The sequence below is a fragment of the Streptomyces sp. NPDC028711 genome, from assembly GCF_055565415.1.
Map to the genome: position 1 here is coordinate 137,942 of NZ_JBVHUJ010000006.1, position 19,936 is coordinate 157,877.

21 protein-coding genes and 1 tRNA gene are annotated in these 19,936 nt (G+C 71.0%); 11 read left to right on the forward strand and 11 right to left on the reverse strand.

The features are described from left to right. Positions 1-36 precede the first annotated feature (36 nt). The 5 genes from ACZ4VK_RS20485 to ACZ4VK_RS20505 are packed head-to-tail and all read right to left on the reverse strand — an operon-like array spanning position 37 to position 2,786. Positions 37-354: a DUF202 domain-containing protein gene (locus tag ACZ4VK_RS20485; protein WP_468353840.1), complete on the reverse strand. Its 318-nt coding sequence runs from the start codon at positions 352-354 to the stop codon at positions 37-39. After that, on the reverse strand, positions 351-746 hold the full coding sequence (locus ACZ4VK_RS20490) for a YidH family protein (RefSeq protein ID WP_468353842.1): 396 nt from the start codon (positions 744-746) through the stop codon (positions 351-353). Before ACZ4VK_RS20490 ends, ACZ4VK_RS20485 begins: the two co-directional genes overlap by 4 nt. A 48-nt stretch (positions 747-794) precedes the next feature. Further along, a complete protein-coding gene (locus tag ACZ4VK_RS20495) occupies positions 795-1,328 on the reverse strand; it encodes an NUDIX hydrolase (protein WP_468353844.1) in 534 nt (177 codons plus the stop codon). A gap of 46 nt (positions 1,329-1,374) precedes the next feature. Continuing rightward, positions 1,375-2,139, reverse strand: a complete 765-nt coding sequence (locus tag ACZ4VK_RS20500; protein WP_468353846.1) for a glucose 1-dehydrogenase — start codon at positions 2,137-2,139, stop codon at positions 1,375-1,377. Next, positions 2,136-2,786 (reverse strand): TetR/AcrR family transcriptional regulator, encoded by a 651-nt coding sequence (locus tag ACZ4VK_RS20505; protein ID WP_468353848.1) that lies wholly within the window; start codon positions 2,784-2,786, stop codon positions 2,136-2,138. Before ACZ4VK_RS20505 ends, ACZ4VK_RS20500 begins: the two co-directional genes overlap by 4 nt. Positions 2,787-2,880: 94 nt before the next feature. On the opposite strand from ACZ4VK_RS20505, the gene ACZ4VK_RS20510 reads away from it, so the two are divergent. The 3 genes from ACZ4VK_RS20510 to ACZ4VK_RS20520 are packed head-to-tail and all read left to right on the forward strand — an operon-like array spanning position 2,881 to position 8,335. After that, positions 2,881-4,536, forward strand: a complete 1,656-nt coding sequence (locus tag ACZ4VK_RS20510) for an FAD-binding dehydrogenase (RefSeq protein ID WP_468353850.1) — start codon at positions 2,881-2,883, stop codon at positions 4,534-4,536. Between the two features lie 32 nt (positions 4,537-4,568). Then, entirely contained in the window at positions 4,569-4,988 is a 420-nt protein-coding gene (locus ACZ4VK_RS20515) for a hypothetical protein (RefSeq protein ID WP_468353852.1), read from the forward strand. Next, entirely contained in the window at positions 4,985-8,335 is a 3,351-nt protein-coding gene (locus ACZ4VK_RS20520) for an NACHT domain-containing protein (protein WP_468353854.1), read from the forward strand. Before ACZ4VK_RS20515 ends, ACZ4VK_RS20520 begins: the two co-directional genes overlap by 4 nt. Here the strand turns inward: ACZ4VK_RS20520 and ACZ4VK_RS20525 are convergent. From ACZ4VK_RS20525 to ACZ4VK_RS20535, 3 genes are read right to left on the reverse strand one after another with little or no spacing between them, the layout of a single operon-like run. Continuing rightward, entirely contained in the window at positions 8,323-8,754 is a 432-nt protein-coding gene (locus tag ACZ4VK_RS20525; RefSeq protein WP_468353856.1) for an ASCH domain-containing protein, read from the reverse strand. The two genes, ACZ4VK_RS20520 and ACZ4VK_RS20525, sit on opposite strands and share 13 nt — an antisense overlap. A gap of 55 nt (positions 8,755-8,809) precedes the next feature. After that, positions 8,810-10,207 (reverse strand): GntP family permease, encoded by a 1,398-nt coding sequence (locus ACZ4VK_RS20530; protein ID WP_468353858.1) that lies wholly within the window; start codon positions 10,205-10,207, stop codon positions 8,810-8,812. Between the two features lie 17 nt (positions 10,208-10,224). After that, positions 10,225-10,752: a gluconokinase gene (locus ACZ4VK_RS20535; RefSeq protein ID WP_468353860.1), complete on the reverse strand. Its 528-nt coding sequence runs from the start codon at positions 10,750-10,752 to the stop codon at positions 10,225-10,227. Between the two features lie 146 nt (positions 10,753-10,898). Between ACZ4VK_RS20535 and ACZ4VK_RS20540 the strand changes: the two genes are divergently transcribed. The 4 genes from ACZ4VK_RS20540 to ACZ4VK_RS20555 all read left to right on the forward strand — a co-directional run bounded on the left by ACZ4VK_RS20540 (position 10,899) and on the right by ACZ4VK_RS20555 (position 15,093). Further along, positions 10,899-11,600 carry a FadR/GntR family transcriptional regulator gene (locus tag ACZ4VK_RS20540; protein ID WP_468353862.1) on the forward strand — a complete coding sequence of 234 codons (702 nt, stop codon included), beginning with the start codon at positions 10,899-10,901 and terminating at the stop codon, positions 11,598-11,600. Between the two features lie 198 nt (positions 11,601-11,798). Next, entirely contained in the window at positions 11,799-13,256 is a 1,458-nt protein-coding gene (locus tag ACZ4VK_RS20545; protein ID WP_468353864.1) for an amino acid permease, read from the forward strand. A 122-nt stretch (positions 13,257-13,378) separates the two neighbouring features. Further along, positions 13,379-14,464 (forward strand): S-(hydroxymethyl)mycothiol dehydrogenase, encoded by a 1,086-nt coding sequence (locus ACZ4VK_RS20550; RefSeq protein WP_468353866.1) that lies wholly within the window; start codon positions 13,379-13,381, stop codon positions 14,462-14,464. After that, the gene (locus ACZ4VK_RS20555) at positions 14,464-15,093 is read left to right on the forward strand and encodes an MBL fold metallo-hydrolase (RefSeq protein WP_468353868.1); all 630 of its coding nucleotides are present in this window, start codon (positions 14,464-14,466) and stop codon (positions 15,091-15,093) included. Before ACZ4VK_RS20550 ends, ACZ4VK_RS20555 begins: the two co-directional genes overlap by 1 nt. Here the strand turns inward: ACZ4VK_RS20555 and ACZ4VK_RS20560 are convergent. Together ACZ4VK_RS20560 and ACZ4VK_RS20565 are read right to left on the reverse strand one after the other, a co-directional pair. Further along, positions 15,077-16,003, reverse strand: coding sequence for an RluA family pseudouridine synthase (locus ACZ4VK_RS20560; protein ID WP_468353870.1), 927 nt, complete (start codon positions 16,001-16,003; stop codon positions 15,077-15,079). The genes ACZ4VK_RS20555 and ACZ4VK_RS20560 overlap by 17 nt on opposite strands. Before the next feature lie 61 nt (positions 16,004-16,064). Next, a tRNA-Leu gene (locus tag ACZ4VK_RS20565) sits at positions 16,065-16,152 on the reverse strand. A 155-nt stretch (positions 16,153-16,307) separates the two neighbouring features. On the opposite strand from ACZ4VK_RS20565, the gene ACZ4VK_RS20570 reads away from it, so the two are divergent. The 3 genes from ACZ4VK_RS20570 (at position 16,308) to ACZ4VK_RS20580 (ending at position 18,939) form a co-directional block, all read left to right on the forward strand. After that, positions 16,308-17,642 carry a M20/M25/M40 family metallo-hydrolase gene (locus tag ACZ4VK_RS20570; protein ID WP_468353872.1) on the forward strand — a complete coding sequence of 445 codons (1,335 nt, stop codon included), beginning with the start codon at positions 16,308-16,310 and terminating at the stop codon, positions 17,640-17,642. A gap of 127 nt (positions 17,643-17,769) precedes the next feature. Beyond that, complete coding sequence (chpH, locus tag ACZ4VK_RS20575; RefSeq protein WP_468353874.1) at positions 17,770-18,003, forward strand: chaplin ChpH; 234 nt, start codon at positions 17,770-17,772, stop codon at positions 18,001-18,003. A gap of 141 nt (positions 18,004-18,144) precedes the next feature. Beyond that, a complete protein-coding gene (locus tag ACZ4VK_RS20580; RefSeq protein ID WP_468353876.1) occupies positions 18,145-18,939 on the forward strand; it encodes a chaplin in 795 nt (264 codons plus the stop codon). Positions 18,940-19,003: 64 nt separating this feature from the next. Here the strand turns inward: ACZ4VK_RS20580 and ACZ4VK_RS20585 are convergent, their stop codons facing one another. Beyond that, complete coding sequence (locus ACZ4VK_RS20585; RefSeq protein ID WP_015032473.1) at positions 19,004-19,192, reverse strand: DUF5703 family protein; 189 nt, start codon at positions 19,190-19,192, stop codon at positions 19,004-19,006. A gap of 47 nt (positions 19,193-19,239) precedes the next feature. Between ACZ4VK_RS20585 and ACZ4VK_RS20590 the strand changes: the two genes are divergently transcribed. After that, the gene (locus ACZ4VK_RS20590) at positions 19,240-19,911 is read left to right on the forward strand and encodes a hypothetical protein (protein WP_468353878.1); all 672 of its coding nucleotides are present in this window, start codon (positions 19,240-19,242) and stop codon (positions 19,909-19,911) included. The last annotated feature ends 25 nt before the right edge of the window (positions 19,912-19,936 follow it).

The following is a 19,936-nucleotide window of genomic DNA, read 5'->3' on the forward strand; positions in this document are numbered from 1 at the left end:
ACCGCACCGCCCCCGCCCCGCCGGTCACGTCCACGGTCACCAGATCATCGCCGCCCCGAAGACGGCGAGCGCGAGGGTGCAGACCGCGGCGAGCAGCGCGCCCCGGTGGGAGAGGGGAGCGGGTCTGGCCGCGCTCAGGGTCCGGATCCGGCGGTGGGCGACGGCCAGGAACCCGATCCACACCAGCGCCGACAGCGCGAGCCCGGTGAGTCCCAGCGCCGTGATGTCGTCGTGCAGGGCCGCTTTGACGGCGAGCACCGCCACGACCGTGCACGACAGGGTCGTACGCCGCCACGCGAGCCGCGTCCGCTCCGGCTGGAGCCCGGGGTCACGGGCCTCGACCGCCGTCGTCACCGCTCCGCCCAGCCGAAGAGCACGACCACCATCATCGTCAGCGCCACCACCGCCACGGCGAGGCTCAGGACCGCGGGGAACCGGGACCCGGGCAGGTCGTCGCCGCGCCGCATCGCCCGCTCGCAGCGCACCCAGTGGTTCACCGAGCGCAGCGCGCACAGGACTCCGGCCGCGAGGAGGGCGAGCGCGAGCCCGACCCGTACGCCCCAGCGCAGGTCCGGCAGGAACTGGTCCACGGCGAACCCGCCGCCGACCAGGGCGAGGGCGGTCCGGATCCAGGCGAGGAAGGTCCGCTCGTTGGCGAGGGAGAAACGGTAGTCGGGGGTCTCTCCCTCGTCCCGGATCCGCTGCGGTGCGAACCACAGCCGCAGGCTCTGTACGAAGTCGCTCACACCTGCACCCTAGGCGGTGTCTCGCCGATCATGCCGGGCTCGCTCCCCCTAGGCCCCGTCAGAGTCCGCGCCGCCCATCCCACGAGCCCGCAGCAGCTCGTACGCGGCGAGGCCGTCCGGCACCCACTCCCAGGTGCGCAGCCGCCCGGCGAGCTCCTCGTCCGTGAGGAAGGCGTGCCAGGCGACCTCCTCGGTCTGCGGTGCCACGGGCAGCTCGCACCGCACCTCGTACACCGCCGACCACCACTTCCCGGCCACGCCCCCGGAGTCGTACAGGAAACGCAGGACGGGCTCGGGGCGGGGGAGCCCCGAGACGCCCAGCTCCTCCTCGGCCTCGCGCAGTGCCGCCTCGTCGTAGGACTCGCCCGCGCCGACGACACCGCCGACGAACATGTCGTACATCGAGGGAAAGACCAGCTTCGTCGGCGTCCTGCGGTGGACGAAGACCCGGCCCTCGGCGTCCCGGACGCGGATGAAGACGCAGCGATGGATCAGACCCCGCGCGTACACCTCGCCGCGCGGGGCCTGTCCGATCACCCGGTCGTGCTCGTCGACGACGTCAAGGATCTCTTCGGCGCTCATGCCGTCATCCAACCAAACGGCCCGGCGGCCGAAGGCGCCCGCCGGCTCACTGCCCCATGACGTACTTGACCGTCGGGCCGGTGGTCCAGCCGCCGTCGACCGCCAGCTCGGCGCCGGTCACGTACGAGGCGGCGTCCGACAGCAGGAAGACGACGGCGCCGGCGATCTCGTCGGCCTCGCCGACCCGGCCCATCGGCGTGTTCGGGTACTTGCCCTCGCCGCGCTCGATGCCGACGGACGCCGTCATCGGGGTGTACGTCATGCCCGGGTGGACGGAGTTGACGCGGATCCCCGCCGTGCCGAGCTCCACCGCGCCGATCTTCGTGAGACCGCGCACACCCCACTTGGAGGCGCCGTATCCGGCGGTCAGGGCGAGGCCCATCAGGCCCGCGGCCGAGGAGATGTTGACGATCGAGCCGCCGCCGGCCTCCTTCATCGCCGGTATCGCGGCCTTCATGCCGATGAAGACACCGGTCAGATTGATGTCGAGGACCTTGCGGAAGTGCTCGACGGACTCGGTCTCCAGGAAGGCGCCGGTGGAGATGCCCGCGTTGTTGACCAGACCGTGCAGCCCGCCGAACTCCGCCACGGCGTACGCGACGGCCGCCGCCCACTCCTCCTCGGAGGTCACGTCGTGGCGGAGGAAGCGGGCCCGCTCGCCGAGCGCGTCGGCGGTCGCCCTGCCGTCCTCGTCGAGGACGTCGGTGAGGACGACGTTCGCGCCGGCGGCCACCGCCTGCCGGGCGGCCTCGGCGCCCAGGCCACGGGCGCCGCCGGTGATGAGGACGGTCCTGCCGGTGAGGTCGTTCATGAAGGATCCTTTCGGTGGTGCGCCCGCTCCGGCCGTGCGGCACGCAGCAGGGCGGTGGTGGTCCCGACCAGATCGGCGAGGAAGAGCTCCTCGCCGGTGAGGGGCTCGGTGCCGTCGAGGTACTGCCGGGCCCGGTCCGCCATCGCCGCGCCGACCACGGTGAGGGCCAGGTCGAGGCGTTCCAGGAGCAGGGGCTCGGGCAGCCCGTCGTCGGCGAGGCGGTCCGCGATCCGCTCGATCAGCCGCCAGTAGCCGGTGCCGGCGAGCGTGGGGTGCGGGGTGCGGGCGCGTACGCCGCTCTCGTGGCTGAGCTGCGCGGAGATCCGCAGACAGCGACGTCCCCGGTCGGTGCGCAGCTCGCTCGCCTCGGCCGTGACGAGGGCCGCGACCAGGGCGCGGAGCTCGTCGGGGGCGGCCGCGAGCAGCGGGGCGAGCACGGTCTCGGTCCGCGCCTGGCGGCCGGCCATCACCGCGTCGAGCAGCCCGTCGCGCGAACCGAAGTGGTACTGCACGGCCGAGGGATTGGCCTGCCCGGCGCGGGCCACGACGTCCCGCAGCTGGGCGCCGTGGACGCCCTGGGCGGCGAAGAGCTCCTCCGCGGCGCGGATCAGTTTCTCCCGGGTCTCAGGCCCCGATGTTCTCGCCATACCTCCATATTAATGTCCGACATTACAAAGTGGGAGAGGTGTGCGACCGGAGAAAAGGTTGACTCGATACATCCGTGTATCCAAGATGCGGTCCATGTCCTACGACGCAGATGTGATCGTGATCGGGGCCGGCCTCGCCGGCCTCGTCGCCACCGCCGAGCTGGTCGACGCCGGCCGCACCGTGATCCTCCTCGACCAGGAACCCGAGCAGTCCCTCGGCGGCCAGGCCCACTGGTCCTTCGGCGGCCTGTTCCTCGTCGACTCGCCCGAACAGCGCAGGATGCGCGTCAAGGACAGCCACGCCCTCGCCCTCCAGGACTGGTACGGCACGGCCGGCTTCGACCGGACCGAGGACCACTGGCCGAAGAAGTGGGCCGAGGCGTACGTCGACTTCGCCGCCGGCGAGAAGCGCGCCTGGCTCCACGCGCGCGGGGTGCGCTTCTTCCCCGTCGTCGGCTGGGCCGAGCGCGGCGGCTACGACGCCAACGGGCACGGCAACTCCGTCCCCCGCTTCCACATCACCTGGGGTACGGGCCCCGGCCTCGTCGCCCCCTTCGAGCGCACGGTCCGCGAGGGCGTCGCCCGCGGCCTCGTCCAGCTCCGCTTCCGCCACCGGGTCACCGCCCTCGGCCGTACCGCCGGCGCCGTCGACACCGTCACCGGCGAGATCCTGGAACCCTCCGCGGCCGCCCGTGGCACCGCGAGCACCCGCACCCCCACCGGCGCCTTCGAACTGCGCGCCCAGGCCGTGATCGTCACCTCGGGCGGCATCGGCGGCAACCACGACCTGGTCCGCGCGCAGTGGCCCGAGCGCCTCGGCACCCCGCCCGCGAGGATGCTCTCCGGAGTGCCCGCCCACGTCGACGGACTGATGCTCGGCGTCGCGGAGAAGGCCGGCGCCCGCCACATCAACCGCGACCGGATGTGGCACTACACCGAGGGCATCGAGAACTGGAACCCCATCTGGGCCCGGCACGGCATCCGCATCCTGCCCGGCCCCTCCAGCCTCTGGCTGGACGCGACCGGCAAGCGGCTGCCCGTCCCGCTCTTCCCCGGCTTCGACACCCTGGGCACCCTCGAACACATCATGCGGACCGGCCACGACCACACCTGGTTCGTTCTCGACAAGAGGATCATCGGCAAGGAGTTCGCCCTCTCCGGCTCCGAACAGAACCCCGACCTCACCGGCAAGTCCGTCCGCGACGTCCTCGGCCGCGCCCGCGCCGACGTACCGGGCCCGGTCCAGGCGTTCATGGACAAGGGCGTCGACTTCGTCGTCGAGAACGACCTCTCCGCCCTCGTCCGCGGCATGAACGCGCTCACCGACGAACCGCTGATCGACGAGGCCGCGCTGCGCCGCGAGATCACCGCCCGCGACCGAGAGATCGCCAACCCCTTCACCAAGGACCTCCAGGTCACGGCGATCCGAGGCGCCCGCAGATACCTGGGCGACAAGCTCATCCGCACGGCGACCCCGCACCGCATCCTCGACCCCAAGGCGGGCCCCCTGATCGCCGTACGCCTCAACATCCTCACCCGCAAGTCCCTCGGAGGCCTGGAGACCGACCTGGACTCCCGCGTCCTGACGGAGGGCGGCGAACCCCTGGAGGGCCTCTACGCGGCCGGCGAGGCAGCGGGCTTCGGAGGCGGCGGCGTCCACGGCTACCGCTCCCTCGAAGGCACCTTCCTCGGCGGCTGCGTCTTCTCGGGCAGGGCGGCGGGCAGGGCGGCGGCGAAGGCGGTGGGCTGACGACGAGGGAGTGGGCAGGGCAGTATGACGGGGTGACAAAACGCGTACTGCTCATTTCTGTTGGCGCGGTCCTGACCCTCGGGGGCCTCGTGACGTTCCTCGTCCTCCAGGGCCTGGACGCCGCCGACAAGTGGAGCAGCGTCCTCAGCCTGTTCTTCACGATCGGCGGCTTCGTGCTCGCCCTCGGGGCCTTCCTCGCCCGGGGCTCCGCGCAGTCCGCGGACCACGCGGTGACCGGCGGCGGGCTGCACCAGATCAGGAACGTCACGGGCGACGTCGTGATCACCGGCGGCGGCCCGACGACGGCCGCCCCGCCCACCGCCGCCCCCGCCGAGGGCCGGGGCGGCGGAACGCAGTCGGCCCACGGAACGCGTACGGCGGGGAACCTGCACCAGATCGACGGGGTGGGCGGCTCGGTACGCATCGAACCTCCGGCCCCCTCCGCCCCATGAGGGGCTTCTTCAAGCGCCGGAAGGCGCCCCAGACAGCGTCCGGAGCCACCGTCCAGGGGCCCCTCACCCAGATCAGCGGGGTCCAGGGCGACGTCCACGTCACCCTCGGATCCGTGCCGCCCCAGCCCGTGGAGCCGGAGTTCGAGTCGGCCCGCGCGGCCTACGCCACCCGCGTCCGCCAGCGCTACGGTCGCCTCGACCTGGAGGTCCTCACTCCCCTCCGCGAACAGGACGAGCACCCGGTCGTGCAGCTGCGGGACGTCTTCGTCCCGCAGTCCGTGCGGGCCGACCCGCCGCCCGTCGAACTGCCGCAGGAACTCCTGCGCCGCCTCATGGACCCCACGGAGGCGGAGCTCCACGACCTGCCGCCGGGCATCGACCGCGAGACGGTCGACCGTGTCCGCCGCGCCTACCAGGAGCGTCCGCCGCTGCCCGTACTCGACGTCCTGACCGCGCCCGAGCACGACCGCGTCGTCCTGCTCGGCCACCCCGGCTCGGGCAAGTCCACCCTGGCCCGCTATCTGGCACTCGTCCTCACGTCCCCCGAGCCCCCTCCGGGCCTCCACGCACTGCACGGCAGCCTCCCGCTGATCGTCGAACTCCGGGAGTACGCGCAGCCCGCCTGGCGCGAGAGGTCCTTCGAGGACTTCCTCGCCCATCAGTACGCGACGGAGGGCCTGGGGCTTCCACCCGGAGAGCTGGCCGCGCTCCTGACGGGGGAAGGCCCGTACACGGCTCTCGTGATCTTCGACGGCCTGGACGAACTCTTCGAGAAGGACATCCGGGACGCGGTCACCCGCCGCATCGCGGGATTCGCGGCGCGCCATCCCCGGGCCCGCGTCGTCGTCACCTCACGTGGATACGGCTACCAGCGGGCGGTCCTCGACGGTGCCGGCTTCACCGACTTCATGCTCCAGGACCTCGACCGGGCCCAGATCGGCGCGTTCGCGGAGCAGTGGTTCTCGCTCGCGTACCCCGAGGACCCCGAGCAGGCCAGGAGACTGATCGAACGCGTCACGACGGCCGTCGACACGTCCACCTCCGTCCGGGAGCTCGCGGGCAACCCCCTCATCCTCACGATCCTCGCCATCATCGGCCGCCGACGCGAACTCCCGCGCGACCGGCGCACGGTGTACGAGCACGCCGTCGACGTGCTGGTCGAGCACTGGGACCCCAGCAAATACCTCAGGGACCGTCAGGTCGAGGAACACCTCCCGTACCTCGGCCCCGAGGACAAGCGAGAACTCCTGCGGCTCATCGCCCGCCGGATGCAGGAGGGCCACGGCGGCGTCTCCGGCAACCACATCGCGGGCCCCGACCTCCTCAAGAGCTTCGAGGAGTACCTGAAGGACCGCTACGCGCTGGCTCCGGACCGCGCGGCCACCGCGGCCCGGGTGATGCTGGACCAGTTCCGCCACCGCAACTTCATCCTCAGCCGTTTCGGCGGCGAGATCTACGGCTTCGTCCACCGCACGTTCCTCGAGTACCTCACGGCGACGGACCTGGCCCACCGCTTCAACCACGAACGCAGCTTGTCGGAGGGGGACCTCCAGAACCTCTTCGCGACGAAGGTCCACGACCCGACGTGGCACGAGATCCTGCTGTTGCTGGTGGGGCTGTTGGACGAACGGTTCGTGGCGGGGGTGATCGACCGGCTGCTGGCGCCGAAGCTCATCGAGACACCGGTGGGAGACCGTACGGACGGGGCCTTCGCCGGAGTGGCCTTCGTCGCCCGCTGCCTGGCGGAGACCCGCCGCATCGGGGCACTGGCCCCGCAGAGCAGGGCACTGGTGCGGCGGACGATCCGGCTGTTCGCGTTCACCCGAGAGCTGGGCATCGCCACCTTCCATCCCTCCGAGCACGTGAAGTCCCTGGGGCCGACGCTGACGTCTCTCGGCGCCGACTGGGCGGGCCGGGACGACTATCTGCGGTGGTGCTTGTCGTGGACCCGAGGGGACCAGGAGGATTGGCTGGTGCTGGACGGCTCCATCAGCCGGCTCGCCATGCGGATCCACCTGTTCCTGCGCGGTGGTGGGGAGCCGCCCAGCGCCGAACTCCTCGCCGACACAGCCCTGACCGGATCCGGCAGGGCGGCGCGGCTCAGTGCGGCGGGCCTGCTCATGGACTGGGCGGGCCGTGACACGGCGTCGGGGGAGTGGCTGGCGCACTGCCTTCGGCAGGAACCGAGTGCCGCGATGAGGGCGGCGCTCATGAGACGCCTGAAGTACAGCGAGGACGCCGCCCCCGACTGGGTGGCCCGGCTCGCCGTGGAGCGGCTCGGTGACGCGGACACGGATGTGCGCGAAGTGGCGCTCGAATGTCTGGAGCGTCACCGGATCGCCACGCCGGAAGCCCGGGTCGCGCTCGACGGGTTGCGCGACGATCCCAACCTGCGTGACCCGGTCGTACGGGCGCTCGCCCTGCACGCCGAGGACGGAACAGAAGCGGTCGAGCTGCTGCGGTCCGCGCTGGAGGACGTCGATCCCGTGCTCCGCGGTACGGCACTGACCGCCGTGGTGACGAGGACCGGCGATGAGCCGGCGGTCCGTGCGCTCGTCCAAGACCTGCTGAGGAAAGACGGCAGCCCCGAGGTGGTGTCCGCCGCGATCGACGCCGTACGGGAGATCGGGTCGGACGAGCCGGGCACGCACGCGCACCTCTGTGAGCTGACCCGGCACGAGAACCTCACCGTGCGCTGGGCCGCCCTCCGCTGCCTGGCCGAGGCGGGGATCCCGGACGGGCCGTTGGCAGACCTGTTCACTGATCGGCTGACGTACGACGAGTTCGGCTGGATCCGTCAGTACGGCTTGGATCTCCTGGTGGCACACGGCGAGAACGAGGTGGCGGTCCGGGACTTCCTCTTCGACCGGGGTCGGAACGACGCGAGTCCGGAGGTCCGCGCCCAGGCTCTGATGTGGCTCGAGTCCCTGGATCACGAGGGGGCGCACGGCCTGGCCGTCGAACTTGCGCGGAACCACCCCGACGCGGACGTGCGCGTCGCGGTGGTCGGACACTTGATGACCGAGGACGACGACGGCGTGGAGGCGGTGCGCCTGGCCCACGACCTCGCCGTGCATGACGAGGCCGGCCAGGTACGGGCCACCGTCCTGGGGTACCTCCTGGAGTGCGCCGGCGGCCCTGAGCTGGCGGCCCTGGCACAGGACCGTTTCGCCCACGACCCCGACCCCTCGGTCCGGCTCACCGCCTTCCGGGTCCTCGTGGACCTCCGCCGCGACGACCCCGAGCTCCTCCCGCTACTCCGCCGGGCAGCCGCGACCGACGACCACCGGGAGATCCGAGAACTCGCGCAGCGCCTCCTCACGGTCCTCGCCACTCAGTGCCCCTGAATCAACTCCACCACCCTGAACCGCTCCACCACCACCCTCGTCCCGTCGTCCACCACGAACCCCGGGTCCCCCAGCGCCTCCCGCATCTCCTCGCCGTGCCAGAAGCGCTCGTGCGCCTCCCGCCACTCCGGCACCGACAGGAAGCCCTCGCCCTCGTCGAGGGCGAGCCGTAGGTCCGCCTCGCCCAGGGGCAGGACCTGGACCTCCGTCAGCTCGACGACCGCGACCTCGCGCCCGGCGGAGTCGATGAGCGCCGAGCGCTCGCCCACCTCGGGCAGCTCCTCGTTCTCGATCTCGTACTCCGCGAGGAGCCCCGTCGTGGCGACCTTCTCGCCCGAGAGGACCGCGGCGACGAGCCGGTCGCGGAGCGGGCCGGGGAAGGCGAGGAGGAAGGGCTTGAGCGCGTGAGGGCCGGTCATGGCCGACAGTGTGTCAGCCATGACCGGCCCTCAGGGACGTACCAGGGGAGCTACGTCACAGCACCAGCGAAAGGAGCAGCACGAACACGATGCCCACGACCGAGATGATCGTCTCCATCACCGACCAGGTCTTGATCGTCTGGCCGACGTTCATCCCGAAGTACTCCTTCACCAGCCAGAACCCCGCGTCGTTGACGTGGCTGAAGAAGAGCGAACCCGCACCGATGGCGAGCACGAGGAGTGCCGTCTCGCTTGTCGACATGCCCGCCGCGAGCGGCGCGACGAGGCCGGCGGCCGAGATGGTCGCCACCGTCGCCGAGCCCGTCGCGAGCCGGATCGCGACCGCGATCAGCCAGGCGAGCAGCAGCGCCGGGATCGACCAGTTCTTGGAGAAGTCCAGGATCATCTGGCCGACGCCGATGTCGATCAGGGTCTGCTTGAAGCCGCCGCCGGCGCCGACGATCAGCAGCACGCCCGCGATCGGGGCGAGGGACTTCTCGACGGTCGAGGACAGCCGCTCCTTGGTGAAGCCGGCCGCCCGGCCCAGGGTGAAGAGGGCCACTATGACGGCGGCGAGCAGCGCGATCAGCGGCGAGCCGATGACGTCGGTGACCTTCTGGACGCCGTTCTCGGGGTCGTCGACGACGATGTCCACGAGCGCCTTGACCAGCATCAGGACGACGGGCAGCAGCACGGTCACGACGGTGACGCCGAAGCCGGGGCGCTTCTCCAGGTCCTCGGAGGGGCGGGTGGGGATCATGTGCTCGGGGGCCGGGATGTCCACCCAGCGGGCGGCGTACCGGGAGAAGAGCGGGCCCGCGATGATCACGGTCGGGATCGCGACGACCAGGCCGAGGGCGAGGGTGACGCCCAGGTTGGCGCCGACGGCGTCGATCGCGACGAGCGGGCCGGGGTGCGGCGGGATGAGCCCGTGCATCACCGACAGACCGGCGAGGGCCGGGATGCCGATCCGCATCAGCGAGTAGTTGCCGCGCTTGGCGACCATGAGGACCACCGGGATCAGCAGCACGATGCCGACCTCGAAGAAGAGCGGCAGGCCGATCACGGAGGCGATGAGGACCATCGCCCAGGGCATGGCCTTGCCGCTCGCCCTGGCCAGGATCGTGTCGACGATCTGGTCGGCGCCGCCCGAGTCGGCGAGCAGCTTGCCGAGGATCGCGCCCAGCGCGATCAGGACGCCGACGCCGGCGACGGTGCTGCCGAGGCCGGTGGTGAAGGACTTGATGGCGTCGGCGAGCGGCGCCCCGGCGAACGCGCCGAGGGCGAGCGACCCGATGGTCAGCGCCAGGAACGCGTGCAGCTTGAACTTGGTGATGAGCAGGACGATGACGGCGATGCCGGCGAGCACGGCGATCCCGAGCTGGGCGTTGCCTGCCGAGGTGATCGGCTCGGCGGCGTCCGCTGCCAGGATCTCGACGCTGAGACTGGTCACGGTGGGTTCCTCTGCGGTCAGTGGGCGAGCCGGCGCAGCGCGGCGACGGCCCTGGCGGTGATTTCTTCTGGCGTGCCGGACACGTCGACGGCGACGCCGGCCTCGTCGTCCTGCAGCGGCTGCAGGGTGGCGAACTGGGAGTCGAGAAGCGCCGTCGGCATGAAGTGGCCCGTACGGGAGCCCATGCGCCGCTCGATGAGCTCCCGGTCGCCGGTCAGATGGAGGAAGACCACGCCGGGGGCCGCGGCGCGCAGCCGGTCCCGGTAGCTCCGCTTCAGCGCGGAGCTGCTCACCACGCCGCCGAGCCCGGCCCGGTCGTGTGCCCAGGCGCCGATGGCGTCGAGCCAGGGCTCCCGGTCGGTGTCGTCCAGGGGGATGCCGGCGGACATCTTGGCGACGTTCGCCGCAGGGTGGAAGTCGTCGCCCTCCGCGTAGGGGAGGCCCAGCGCTTCGGCGACCAGGGGGCCGATCGTCGTCTTGCCGGTTCCTGCGACGCCCATCACGACGACGACCGTCCGTGCCTGGGGGTGGGGGGTGGTGCTCATGGTGCTGCCTCGCTGTCTTCTTCGACATCGACCCGTCGCGCTCATGAAACCCATTGGGTACGACGTATTCAAGAGGCTGTGACATAAAAGTAGTACTTTTAATTCCCGATGTGATCAACGAGCCGGGCCCGCATAGGCTTGCTGTCATGACGACACCGGCCCAGGGGCTCCACTCCCACGTCCTCGCCACCCTGGGCCTGGCGATCACCGCCGGGGAGTATCCGCCCGGCACCGTGCTGCGCACCGACGAGCTCGCCCAGCGCTTCGACGTCTCCCGGACCGTGATCCGCGAGGTCGTCCGCGTCCTCGAGTCCATGCACCTCGTCGAGTCCCGCCGCCGCGTCGGCGTGACCGTCCTCCCCACGGCGAGCTGGAACGTGTACGACCCCCAGGTCATCCGCTGGCGCCTGGCCGGCGCCGACCGCCCCCGCCAGCTCCGCTCCCTGACCGTGCTCCGCTCCGCCGTCGAACCCGTCGCCGCCGGCCTGGCCGCGGAGAACGCCACCCCGGAGCAGTGCCGCCAGCTCACCGAACAGGCCCTCGGCATGGTCGCCACCTCGCGCGGCCGGCGCCTGGAGGAGTACCTCGTCCACGACATCGCCTTCCACCGGGTCGTGCTCAACGCCTCGGGGAACGAGATGTTCGCCCGCCTCGGCGACGTCGTCGCCGAGGTCCTCACCGGCCGCACCCACCACCACGTGATGTTCGAGGACCCCGACCCGGCCGCCGTCACCCTCCACGTCCAGGTCGCCGAGGCCGTACGGGAGCGGAACGCGGCCCGCGCCGAGGAGCTCACCCGCCAGATCGCGGTCGGCGCCCTCCAGGAACTGGACGTCCTCGCCCCGTAAGACCCCCGCAAGCCCCCCTTCACGACGCCGTAAGAGGCCCGTAAAGCTCTGAACTAGCTCAAATATGGGCGTTCAGTGACATGCGCCACAGTCAGGGGGCGCCCCTTGCCGTGAGGATGTCCGCTGGCCGTGCCGGGAGACCCCCACGAGGCACGGCCGGGTACCGCACTGCCCCCCCTCACGAAGGCGAACAACTCCATGAGTGACCGCGTCACCGCGGCCGACCCGCTGTCCGCCGCACCGGCGAACCCGGCCGCCCCCCACGTCGACGCCGGCGACGCCGGATACCGCAAGGACCTCAAGTCCCGGCACATCAACATGATCGCCATCGGCGGCGCCATCGGCACCGGCCTCTTCCTGGGCGCCGGCGGCCGGATGTCCCAGGCAGGACCCTCCCTCTTCATCGCCTACGCCGTCTGCGGCGTCTTCGCCTTCTTCGTGGTGCGCGCCCTCGGCGAGCTGGTGCTCTACCGCCCCTCCTCCGGCGCCTTCGTCTCCTACGCCCGAGAGTTCATGGGCGAGAAGGGCGCCTACACGGCCGGCTGGCTGTACTTCCTCAACTGGTCGACCACCGCCGTCGCCGACATCACCGCGGCCGCCACCTACGCCCACTTCTGGGCGATGTTCAGCGACGTCCCGCAGTGGATCCTCGCCCTGATCGCCCTCGCGGTCGTCCTCGCCGCCAACCTCATCTCCGTGAAGTACTTCGGCGAGATGGAGTTCTGGTTCGCGATCATCAAGGTCGGCGCCCTCGTCGCCTTCATGCTCATCGGCATCTTCCTCGTCGTGACCTCGCACGACGTCGGCGGCAGCACCCCGGGCCTCGCCAACATCAGCGACAACGGCGGCATCTTCCCCAACGGCATGATGCCGATGCTGCTGCTCATCCAGGGCGTCGTCTTCGCCTACGCCTCCGTCGAGCTCTGCGGCGTCGCCGCCGGCGAGACCGAGAACCCCGAGAAGATCATGCCGAAGGCGATCAACTCGATCATGTGGCGCGTGGGCCTCTTCTACGTCGGCTCCGTCGTCCTGCTCGCGCTGATCCTCCCGTACACCGCGTACTCCGGGGACCAGAGCCCCTTCGTCACCGTCTTCGACAAGCTGGGCATCCCCGGCGCCGCCGGCGTGATGAACCTCGTCGTCCTCACGGCCGCGCTCTCCAGCCTCAACTCGGGCCTCTACTCCACCGGCCGCATCCTGCGCTCCATGTCGCTCTCCGGCTCCGCTCCGAAGTTCACCGGCGTGATGAACAAGGGCGGCGTCCCCTACGGCGGCATCCTGCTCACCGCCGCCTTCGGCGTCATGGGTGTCGCGCTCAACTACGTGATGCCCGGCGAGGCCTTCGAGCTGGTCCTCAACTTCGCCTCCATCGGCATCATCGGCACCTGGGCCATGATCATGGTCTGCTCGCTCCTGTTCTGGCGAAACGCCCAGGAGGGCAAGCTCACCCGCCCCGGCTACAACCTGCCCTGGGCCCCGTACACCCAGATCGTGACCCTCGTCTTCCTCGGCTCCGTCCTCGTCCTCATGTGGATGGACGGCGGCATCAGCCGCACCACCGTCAACTGCCTGCCGCTCATCGCGGCGGCCCTCGTCGGCGGCTGGTTCCTCGTCCGCAAGCGGGTCCGTACGACCGCCGCGGCGAACCGCGACTGACCTCCCCCCACGGGACCGGGCGAGACCCCCGCAGGCACAGCCTGCGGGGGTCTCGCCTTTTGTCAGGAGATAGTGGTACGCAAGAGCCTTACAAGATCCGGTCGGAGGAAGGGAAGTTCGCGATGCCACAGCACGTACAGGGGGTCATCGCCCCCGGCAGGAACGAACCGGTACGGGTCGAGACGATCGTCATCCCCGACCCCGGCCCCGGTGAGGCCGTCGTGAAGATCCAGGCCTGCGGCGTCTGCCACACCGATCTCCACTACAAACAGGGCGCCATCAACGACGAGTTCCCCTTCCTCCTCGGCCACGAGGCCGCGGGAATCGTCGAGTCGGTCGGCGAGGGCGTCACCGACGTCACCCCCGGCGACTACGTGATCCTCAACTGGCGCGCGGTGTGCGGCCAGTGCCGTGCGTGCCGGCGAGGCCGCCCCTGGTACTGCTTCGACACCCACAACGCGAAGCAGCGGATGACCCTCCTCGACGGCACGGAGCTCTCCCCGGCCCTCGGCATCGGCGCCTTCGCCGAGAAGACCCTCGTCGCCGCCGGCCAGTGCACCAAGGTCGACCCCGCCGTCGCCCCCGAGGTCGCGGGCCTCCTCGGCTGCGGCGTGATGGCCGGCATCGGCGCCGCGATCAACACCGGGAACGTCGGCCGCGGCGACACCGTCGCCGTCATCGGCTGCGGCGGCGTCGGCGACGCGGCGATCGTCGGCTCCCGCCTCGCCGGAGCCGCGAGGATCATCGCCGTCGACATCGACGACCGGAAGCTGGAGACCGCGAGGACGATGGGCGCGACCCACACCGTCAACTCCCGCTCCACCGACCCCGTCGAGGCGATCCGCGAACTCACCGGCGGCTTCGGCGCCGACGTCGTCATCGAGGCCGTCGGCCGCCCCGAGACGTACCGGCAGGCCTTCTACGCCCGCGATCTCGCCGGCACCGTCGTCCTCGTCGGCGTCCCCACCCCCGAGATGAAGCTGGAACTCCCGCTCCTCGACGTCTTCGGCCGCGGCGGCGCGCTCAAGTCCTCCTGGTACGGCGACTGCCTGCCCTCCCGCGACTTCCCGATGCTCGTCGACCTGCACCAGCAGGGCCGCATCGACCTCGCCGCCTTCGTCACCGAGACCATCGCCCTCGGCGACGTCGAGAAGGCCTTCGCCCGCATGCACGAGGGCGACGTCCTCCGCTCGGTGGTGGTGCTGTGATGGCCGCCCGCATCGACCACCTCGTCACCTCCGGCACCTTCAGCCTCGACGGCGGCACCTGGGACGTCGACAACAACGTCTGGATCGTCGGCGACGACTCCGAGGCCATCGTCATCGACGCCGCCCACGACGCCGGGGCCATCCTGGCCGCCCTCGACGGCCGCACGCTGCGCGCCATCGTCTGCACCCACGCCCACGACGACCACATCGACGCGGCCCCGGCGCTCGCGGCCGCCACCGGCGCCCGCATCCTGCTCCACCCCGCCGACCAGCCGCTGTGGAAGCTCACCCACCCCGACCACAGCCCCGACGGCGACCTCGCCGACGGCCAGGTCCTGACCATCGCAGGCACCGACCTCACCGTCCTGCACACCCCGGGCCACGCGCCCGGAGCGGTCTCCCTGTACGCCCCCGAGCTCGGCACGGTCTTCACCGGCGACACCCTCTTCCAGGGCGGCCCCGGCGCCACCGGCCGGTCCTTCTCGGACTTCCCGACGATCGTGGACTCGATCCGCGAGAAGCTCCTGACCCTGCCACCGGAGACGGTGGTCCGCACCGGCCACGGCGACACCACCACGATCGGCGCCGAGGCCCCGCACCTGGAGGAGTGGCTCAGCAGGGGCCACTGAGAGCCAGCCGGCTCTCGAAGCGCATCGCCACACCCGTGAACGGGTCGGTGAACTCCAGCGTCCGGGCGAGCAGCCGCAGCGGACGCGAGAAGTCCTCCGGCCCGTCCTCGCGCACGACGGGATAGACCGGATCGTGCAGGAGCGGCAGCCCCAGGGCGTTCATGTGCACCCGCAGCTGATGCGTCCGCCCGGTCACCGGCACCAGCCGGTACCGCCCGAGCCCTCCGGAGTGTCCGACGAGCTCGATCCGGCTCTCGCTGTTCGGCTCGCCCGGCACCTCCCGGGCGGCCATCACCCCCCGCTCCTTCTCGATCCGGCTCCGCACCGTCACCGGCAGCGCGACCGCCGGATCGTACGGCGCCACCGCCTCGTACTCCTTGCGCACGAGCCGGTCCCGGAACAGCGTCTGGTACGCCCCCCGGTCCTCCTCCCGTACGACGAACAGCACGAGCCCCGCGGTCAGCCGGTCCAGGCGGTGCGCGGGCTGCAGGGACGGCAGGCCGAGCTCCCGCCGCAGCCGGGCCGTCGCCGTCTCCGTGACGTGCCGGCCCCGGGGCATCGTCGCCAGGAAGTGCGGCTTGTCGGCGACCACGATCCGCTCGTCCCGGTGCACCACCCCGATCGGGAAGGGCACCGGCGTCTCCTCGGGAAAGTCCCGGTGGAACCAGAGGTACCGCCCCACGGCGTACGGCTCGTCCCCGCCGACGGGGCCGTCCGCGCCCACGAAACGGCCGGTCAGCAGCATGTCCTCGACCCGACCGGCACCGATGGCGCCCGCGTACCGGTCGAGCAGATGCTCCCGTACGGTTCCCCAGACCCCCTCGGGATCCTCCGGCAACCGCACCCGCACCGGATCGATCCCGTCCCGCTGGGGGAGGGGCGAGGAGGGGGCCTTGGATCTGCGTCGCACCGGGTCCTACCGCCGAAACCGCCGTAACAAGAAAGACCCCACATGATGTGGGGTCTTTCGCTGGTGTCCGAGGGGGGACTTGAACCCCCACGCCCGATAAAGGGCACTAGCACCTCAAGCTAGCGCGTCTGCCATTCCGCCACCCGGACAAGGTGTCTGTCTTCTGGCCGCTGGGCCCTTCCGACGAGGAAAACCATAGCAAACATTCGGGGTGGTCGATCACCACCCCAGGTCGGGGGTCCACGCGGGAGGATGGGGCGAGCATCGAAGCAATCATGTGGGGCACGTAGTGGGAGGAAGCAGCGTGAGCGAGTCGAAAACGGGACGAAGCGGCACCGCCGAGACCGCCGAGAACGAGGTCGTGGACCTCTGCAGCGAGCTCATCCGCATCGACACCAGCAACTACGGCGACCACTCCGGCCCCGGCGAGCGCGCGGCGGCCGAGTACATCGCCGAGAAGCTCGCCGAGGTCGGCCTCGAGCCGAAGATCATCGAGTCGCACCAGGGGCGGGCCTCCACCGTCGCCCGCATCGAGGGCGAGGACCCGTCGCGGCCCGCCCTGCTCATCCACGGCCACACCGACGTCGTCCCGGCCAACGCCGAGGACTGGACCCACCACCCCTTCTCCGGGGAGATCGCCGACGGCTGCGTCTGGGGGCGCGGCGCCGTCGACATGAAGGACATGGACGCGATGACCCTCGCGGTCGTACGCGACCGGCTGCGCAGCGGCCGCAAGCCCCCGCGCGACATCGTCCTCGCCTTCCTCGCCGACGAGGAGGCCGGCGGCACCTACGGCGCCCGGCACCTGGTCGACAAGCACCGGGACCTGTTCGACGGGGTCACCGAGGCCATCGGCGAGGTCGGCGGCTTCTCCTTCACCGTCAACGAGAACCTGCGCCTCTACCTGGTGGAGACGGCCCAGAAGGGCATGCACTGGATGCGGCTCACCGTCGAGGGCACGGCCGGCCACGGCTCGATGACCAACGACGACAACGCGATCACGGAGCTCTGCGAGGCCGTGGGCCGCCTCGGCCGCCACCAGTGGCCGGTGAGGGTCACCAAGACCGTGCGCTCCTTCCTCGACGAGCTCTCGGACGCGCTCGGCACCCCGCTCGACCCCGAGGACATGGAGGGCACCCTCGCCAAGCTCGGCGGCATCGCCAAGATGGTCGGCGCCACCCTGCGGAACTCGGCCGCCCCCACCATGCTCGGCGCCGGCTACAAGGTGAACGTGATCCCCGGCCAGGCCACCGCGCACGTCGACGGGCGCTTCCTGCCCGGCTACGAGCAGGAGTTCCTCGCCGATCTCGACCGGATCCTCGGCCCGAACGTGAAGCGCGAGGACGTGCACGGCGACAAGGCCCTGGAGACCGACTTCGACGGGGCCCTGGTGGACGCCATGCAGCTGGCGCTGCGCGCCGAGGACCCGATCGCCCGCGCCGTGCCGTACATGCTCTCCGGCGGCACCGACGCGAAGTCCTTCGACGACCTCGGCATCCGCTGCTTCGGCTTCGCCCCGCTCCAGCTGCCGCCGGAGCTCGACTTCGCCGGCATGTTCCACGGCGTGGACGAGCGGGTGCCGGTGGACGGTCTGAAGTTCGGCGCCCGGGTCCTGGATCGCTTCATCGACGCCTGCTGAATTCGGGCGCGCGTTTGAATTTCACCGAAAAGAGTGAATGAACTTGTAGGTTCGTAGCCCACTCCTTTCCCCCTCGTTACAGGTGTGCGGTCCGCGGCTGGGGCCGCATTTCCAACTAGGAGGAACAATGCTCAAGAAGGTCGTCGCTGCTGCGGCTGCCACTGGCGGTCTCGTGCTCGCGGGTGCGGGCATGGCCGTTGCGGACTCGGGTGCCCAGGGTGCCGCCATCGCTTCCCCCGGTATCCTCTCGGGCAACGTCGTCCAGGTGCCCATTCACATCCCGGTGAACCTGTGCGGCAACACGGTCTCCGTGGCCGGCCTGCTGAACCCCGCCTTCGGCAACACCTGCGTCAACGCCTGACGTTGAGCCTCGCCCCGTGAGGGTGTGAGCCGGTCCGGCCCCGGAGTGCGTGCCATGCACTCCGGGGCCGGTCGCCATTTCCCGCCCCGGGCGTTCCGCCCGGTGGCACTCTTTCGAAGCCGAGCAGGCAGGGAACAAGCTATGCGACAGGTCACCCGCAAGGGTCTTATCACCGTTGCGGCCGCCGGAGGCGTATTCGCCGCGGTCGGCGGCGGTTATGCGCACGCCGATTCCGGCGCGAACGGTGCGGCCACGAATTCCCCGGGCATCGCGTCCGGAAACTCCGTCCAGGTCCCGGTGCACGTGCCGGTCAACGTCTGCGGAAACACCGTCAACGTCGTCGGACTGCTGAATCCGGCGATGGGCAACACCTGTGCCAACACCTCGAAGCCCGGCAAGCCGGGCGGCGGCTCCTCCGCCGGCGGGCACACCAGTGACTCGCCGGGCGTGGGCTCCGGCAACACCGTCGAGGTGCCGGTCGACGTTCCGGTGAACGCGTGCGGCAACAGCGTCACCGGCATCGGCCTCGGCAACGCCGCCGGGGGCAACGACTGCGCGAACGGCGGGGACACGGGATACGGGGAGGAGGAGCCGGGCAACCCCGGCAACCCCGGTAACCCCGGGAACCCCGGGAACCCCGGGAACCCCGGGAACCCCGGGAACCCCGGGAATCCGGGCAACCCCGGCAACCCCGGTAATCCGGGGAACCCCGGTAACCCTGGCACCCCCGGTAACCCCGGCACCCCGGGCACGCCCGGACTCCCCGGCGACGAGGGTGGCTCGAACACCCCCGGTGAGCACGGCGTCACCCCGCCCCGTGCCATCGAGGAGCTCGCCGAGACCGGTTCCGGTCCGCTCGGCGTGATCCTCCCCGCCGGCGCCGGACTGCTGCTCGCCGGTGCGCTGATCTACCGCCGCACCCGCAGCGCGGCCTGAGCCCGACGCACCACGCACAGGGGCCCCGCAGACCGCGGGGCCCCTTCTCGTTGTCCTGTTCTCGCTACCAGGTCGCCCGGACCTGGCGGATGATCCGCCGCTTCAGCCGCACTCTGCGGCTCCCGTCGCGGTGCAGGCTCAGACGGTCCAACTCCCAGTGTCCGTACTCGGCATGGTCGGTCAACAGCCGCGTCGCCTCCTTGCGGGAGACCCCTCGCGGCACGTACACGTCGACAAATTCGTATTCCGGCATCGCATCTATTGTGCGGGCACCGGCCCGGTACGGATAGCGTCTGTCCCATGTCTGATGCTGCGCAGCCCACCGCTGCCGAGGTACGTGCCGCCGCCGAGGCGGTCAAAGCCGCACTGGACCGTCACCTCGCGGCGGTCGAACGCCGCACGGGGGACGACGACACGGCCGTCTACGAAGCCTTCAACGCCCTCGCCACGGCGGCCGAGGCGTACGACGAACTCCTCTACGACCGCTACGACGAGGTCACTCCCTTCGAGATCCCCGGAGCGGACGGCGCCCTGCCGCCCTACTCCGGACCTGACGAACCCCATGCCCTCAGCCTGCTGATCCGCCGCGACTACGCCGTGGCGGAACCGCAACGGCTGCTCGCCCAGGCCCGCCGCGTCGCCGAGATCGAGGGCGACACGGACACCCCGGGGCCGGCCGCCAGGGCCGGTGTCTCGCCGCTCGCCGCGCTCGGCGTGCTCTTCGGCGAGTACGAACCGGACGAGATCGCCTCCCGGCACAAGGAGTTCGGCCTGGAGGAGGGCGATTCCACGCTCTGGGTCACCGCCGCCGAGGAACTCCCGGAACCGGGGGAGTGGCTCAACGCCCCCTTCGAGCACGCCGACCCGGAGCGGATCGTCTGCCGCTTCGACGTCAGCTCCGTCTTCGACGAGGAAGAGGACGACGACGGGGACCACGACGAGGACGAAGGGCCCGGAGGCTCCGACTCCTGAGGGGGAGACGGCGGAGGGCCGGACA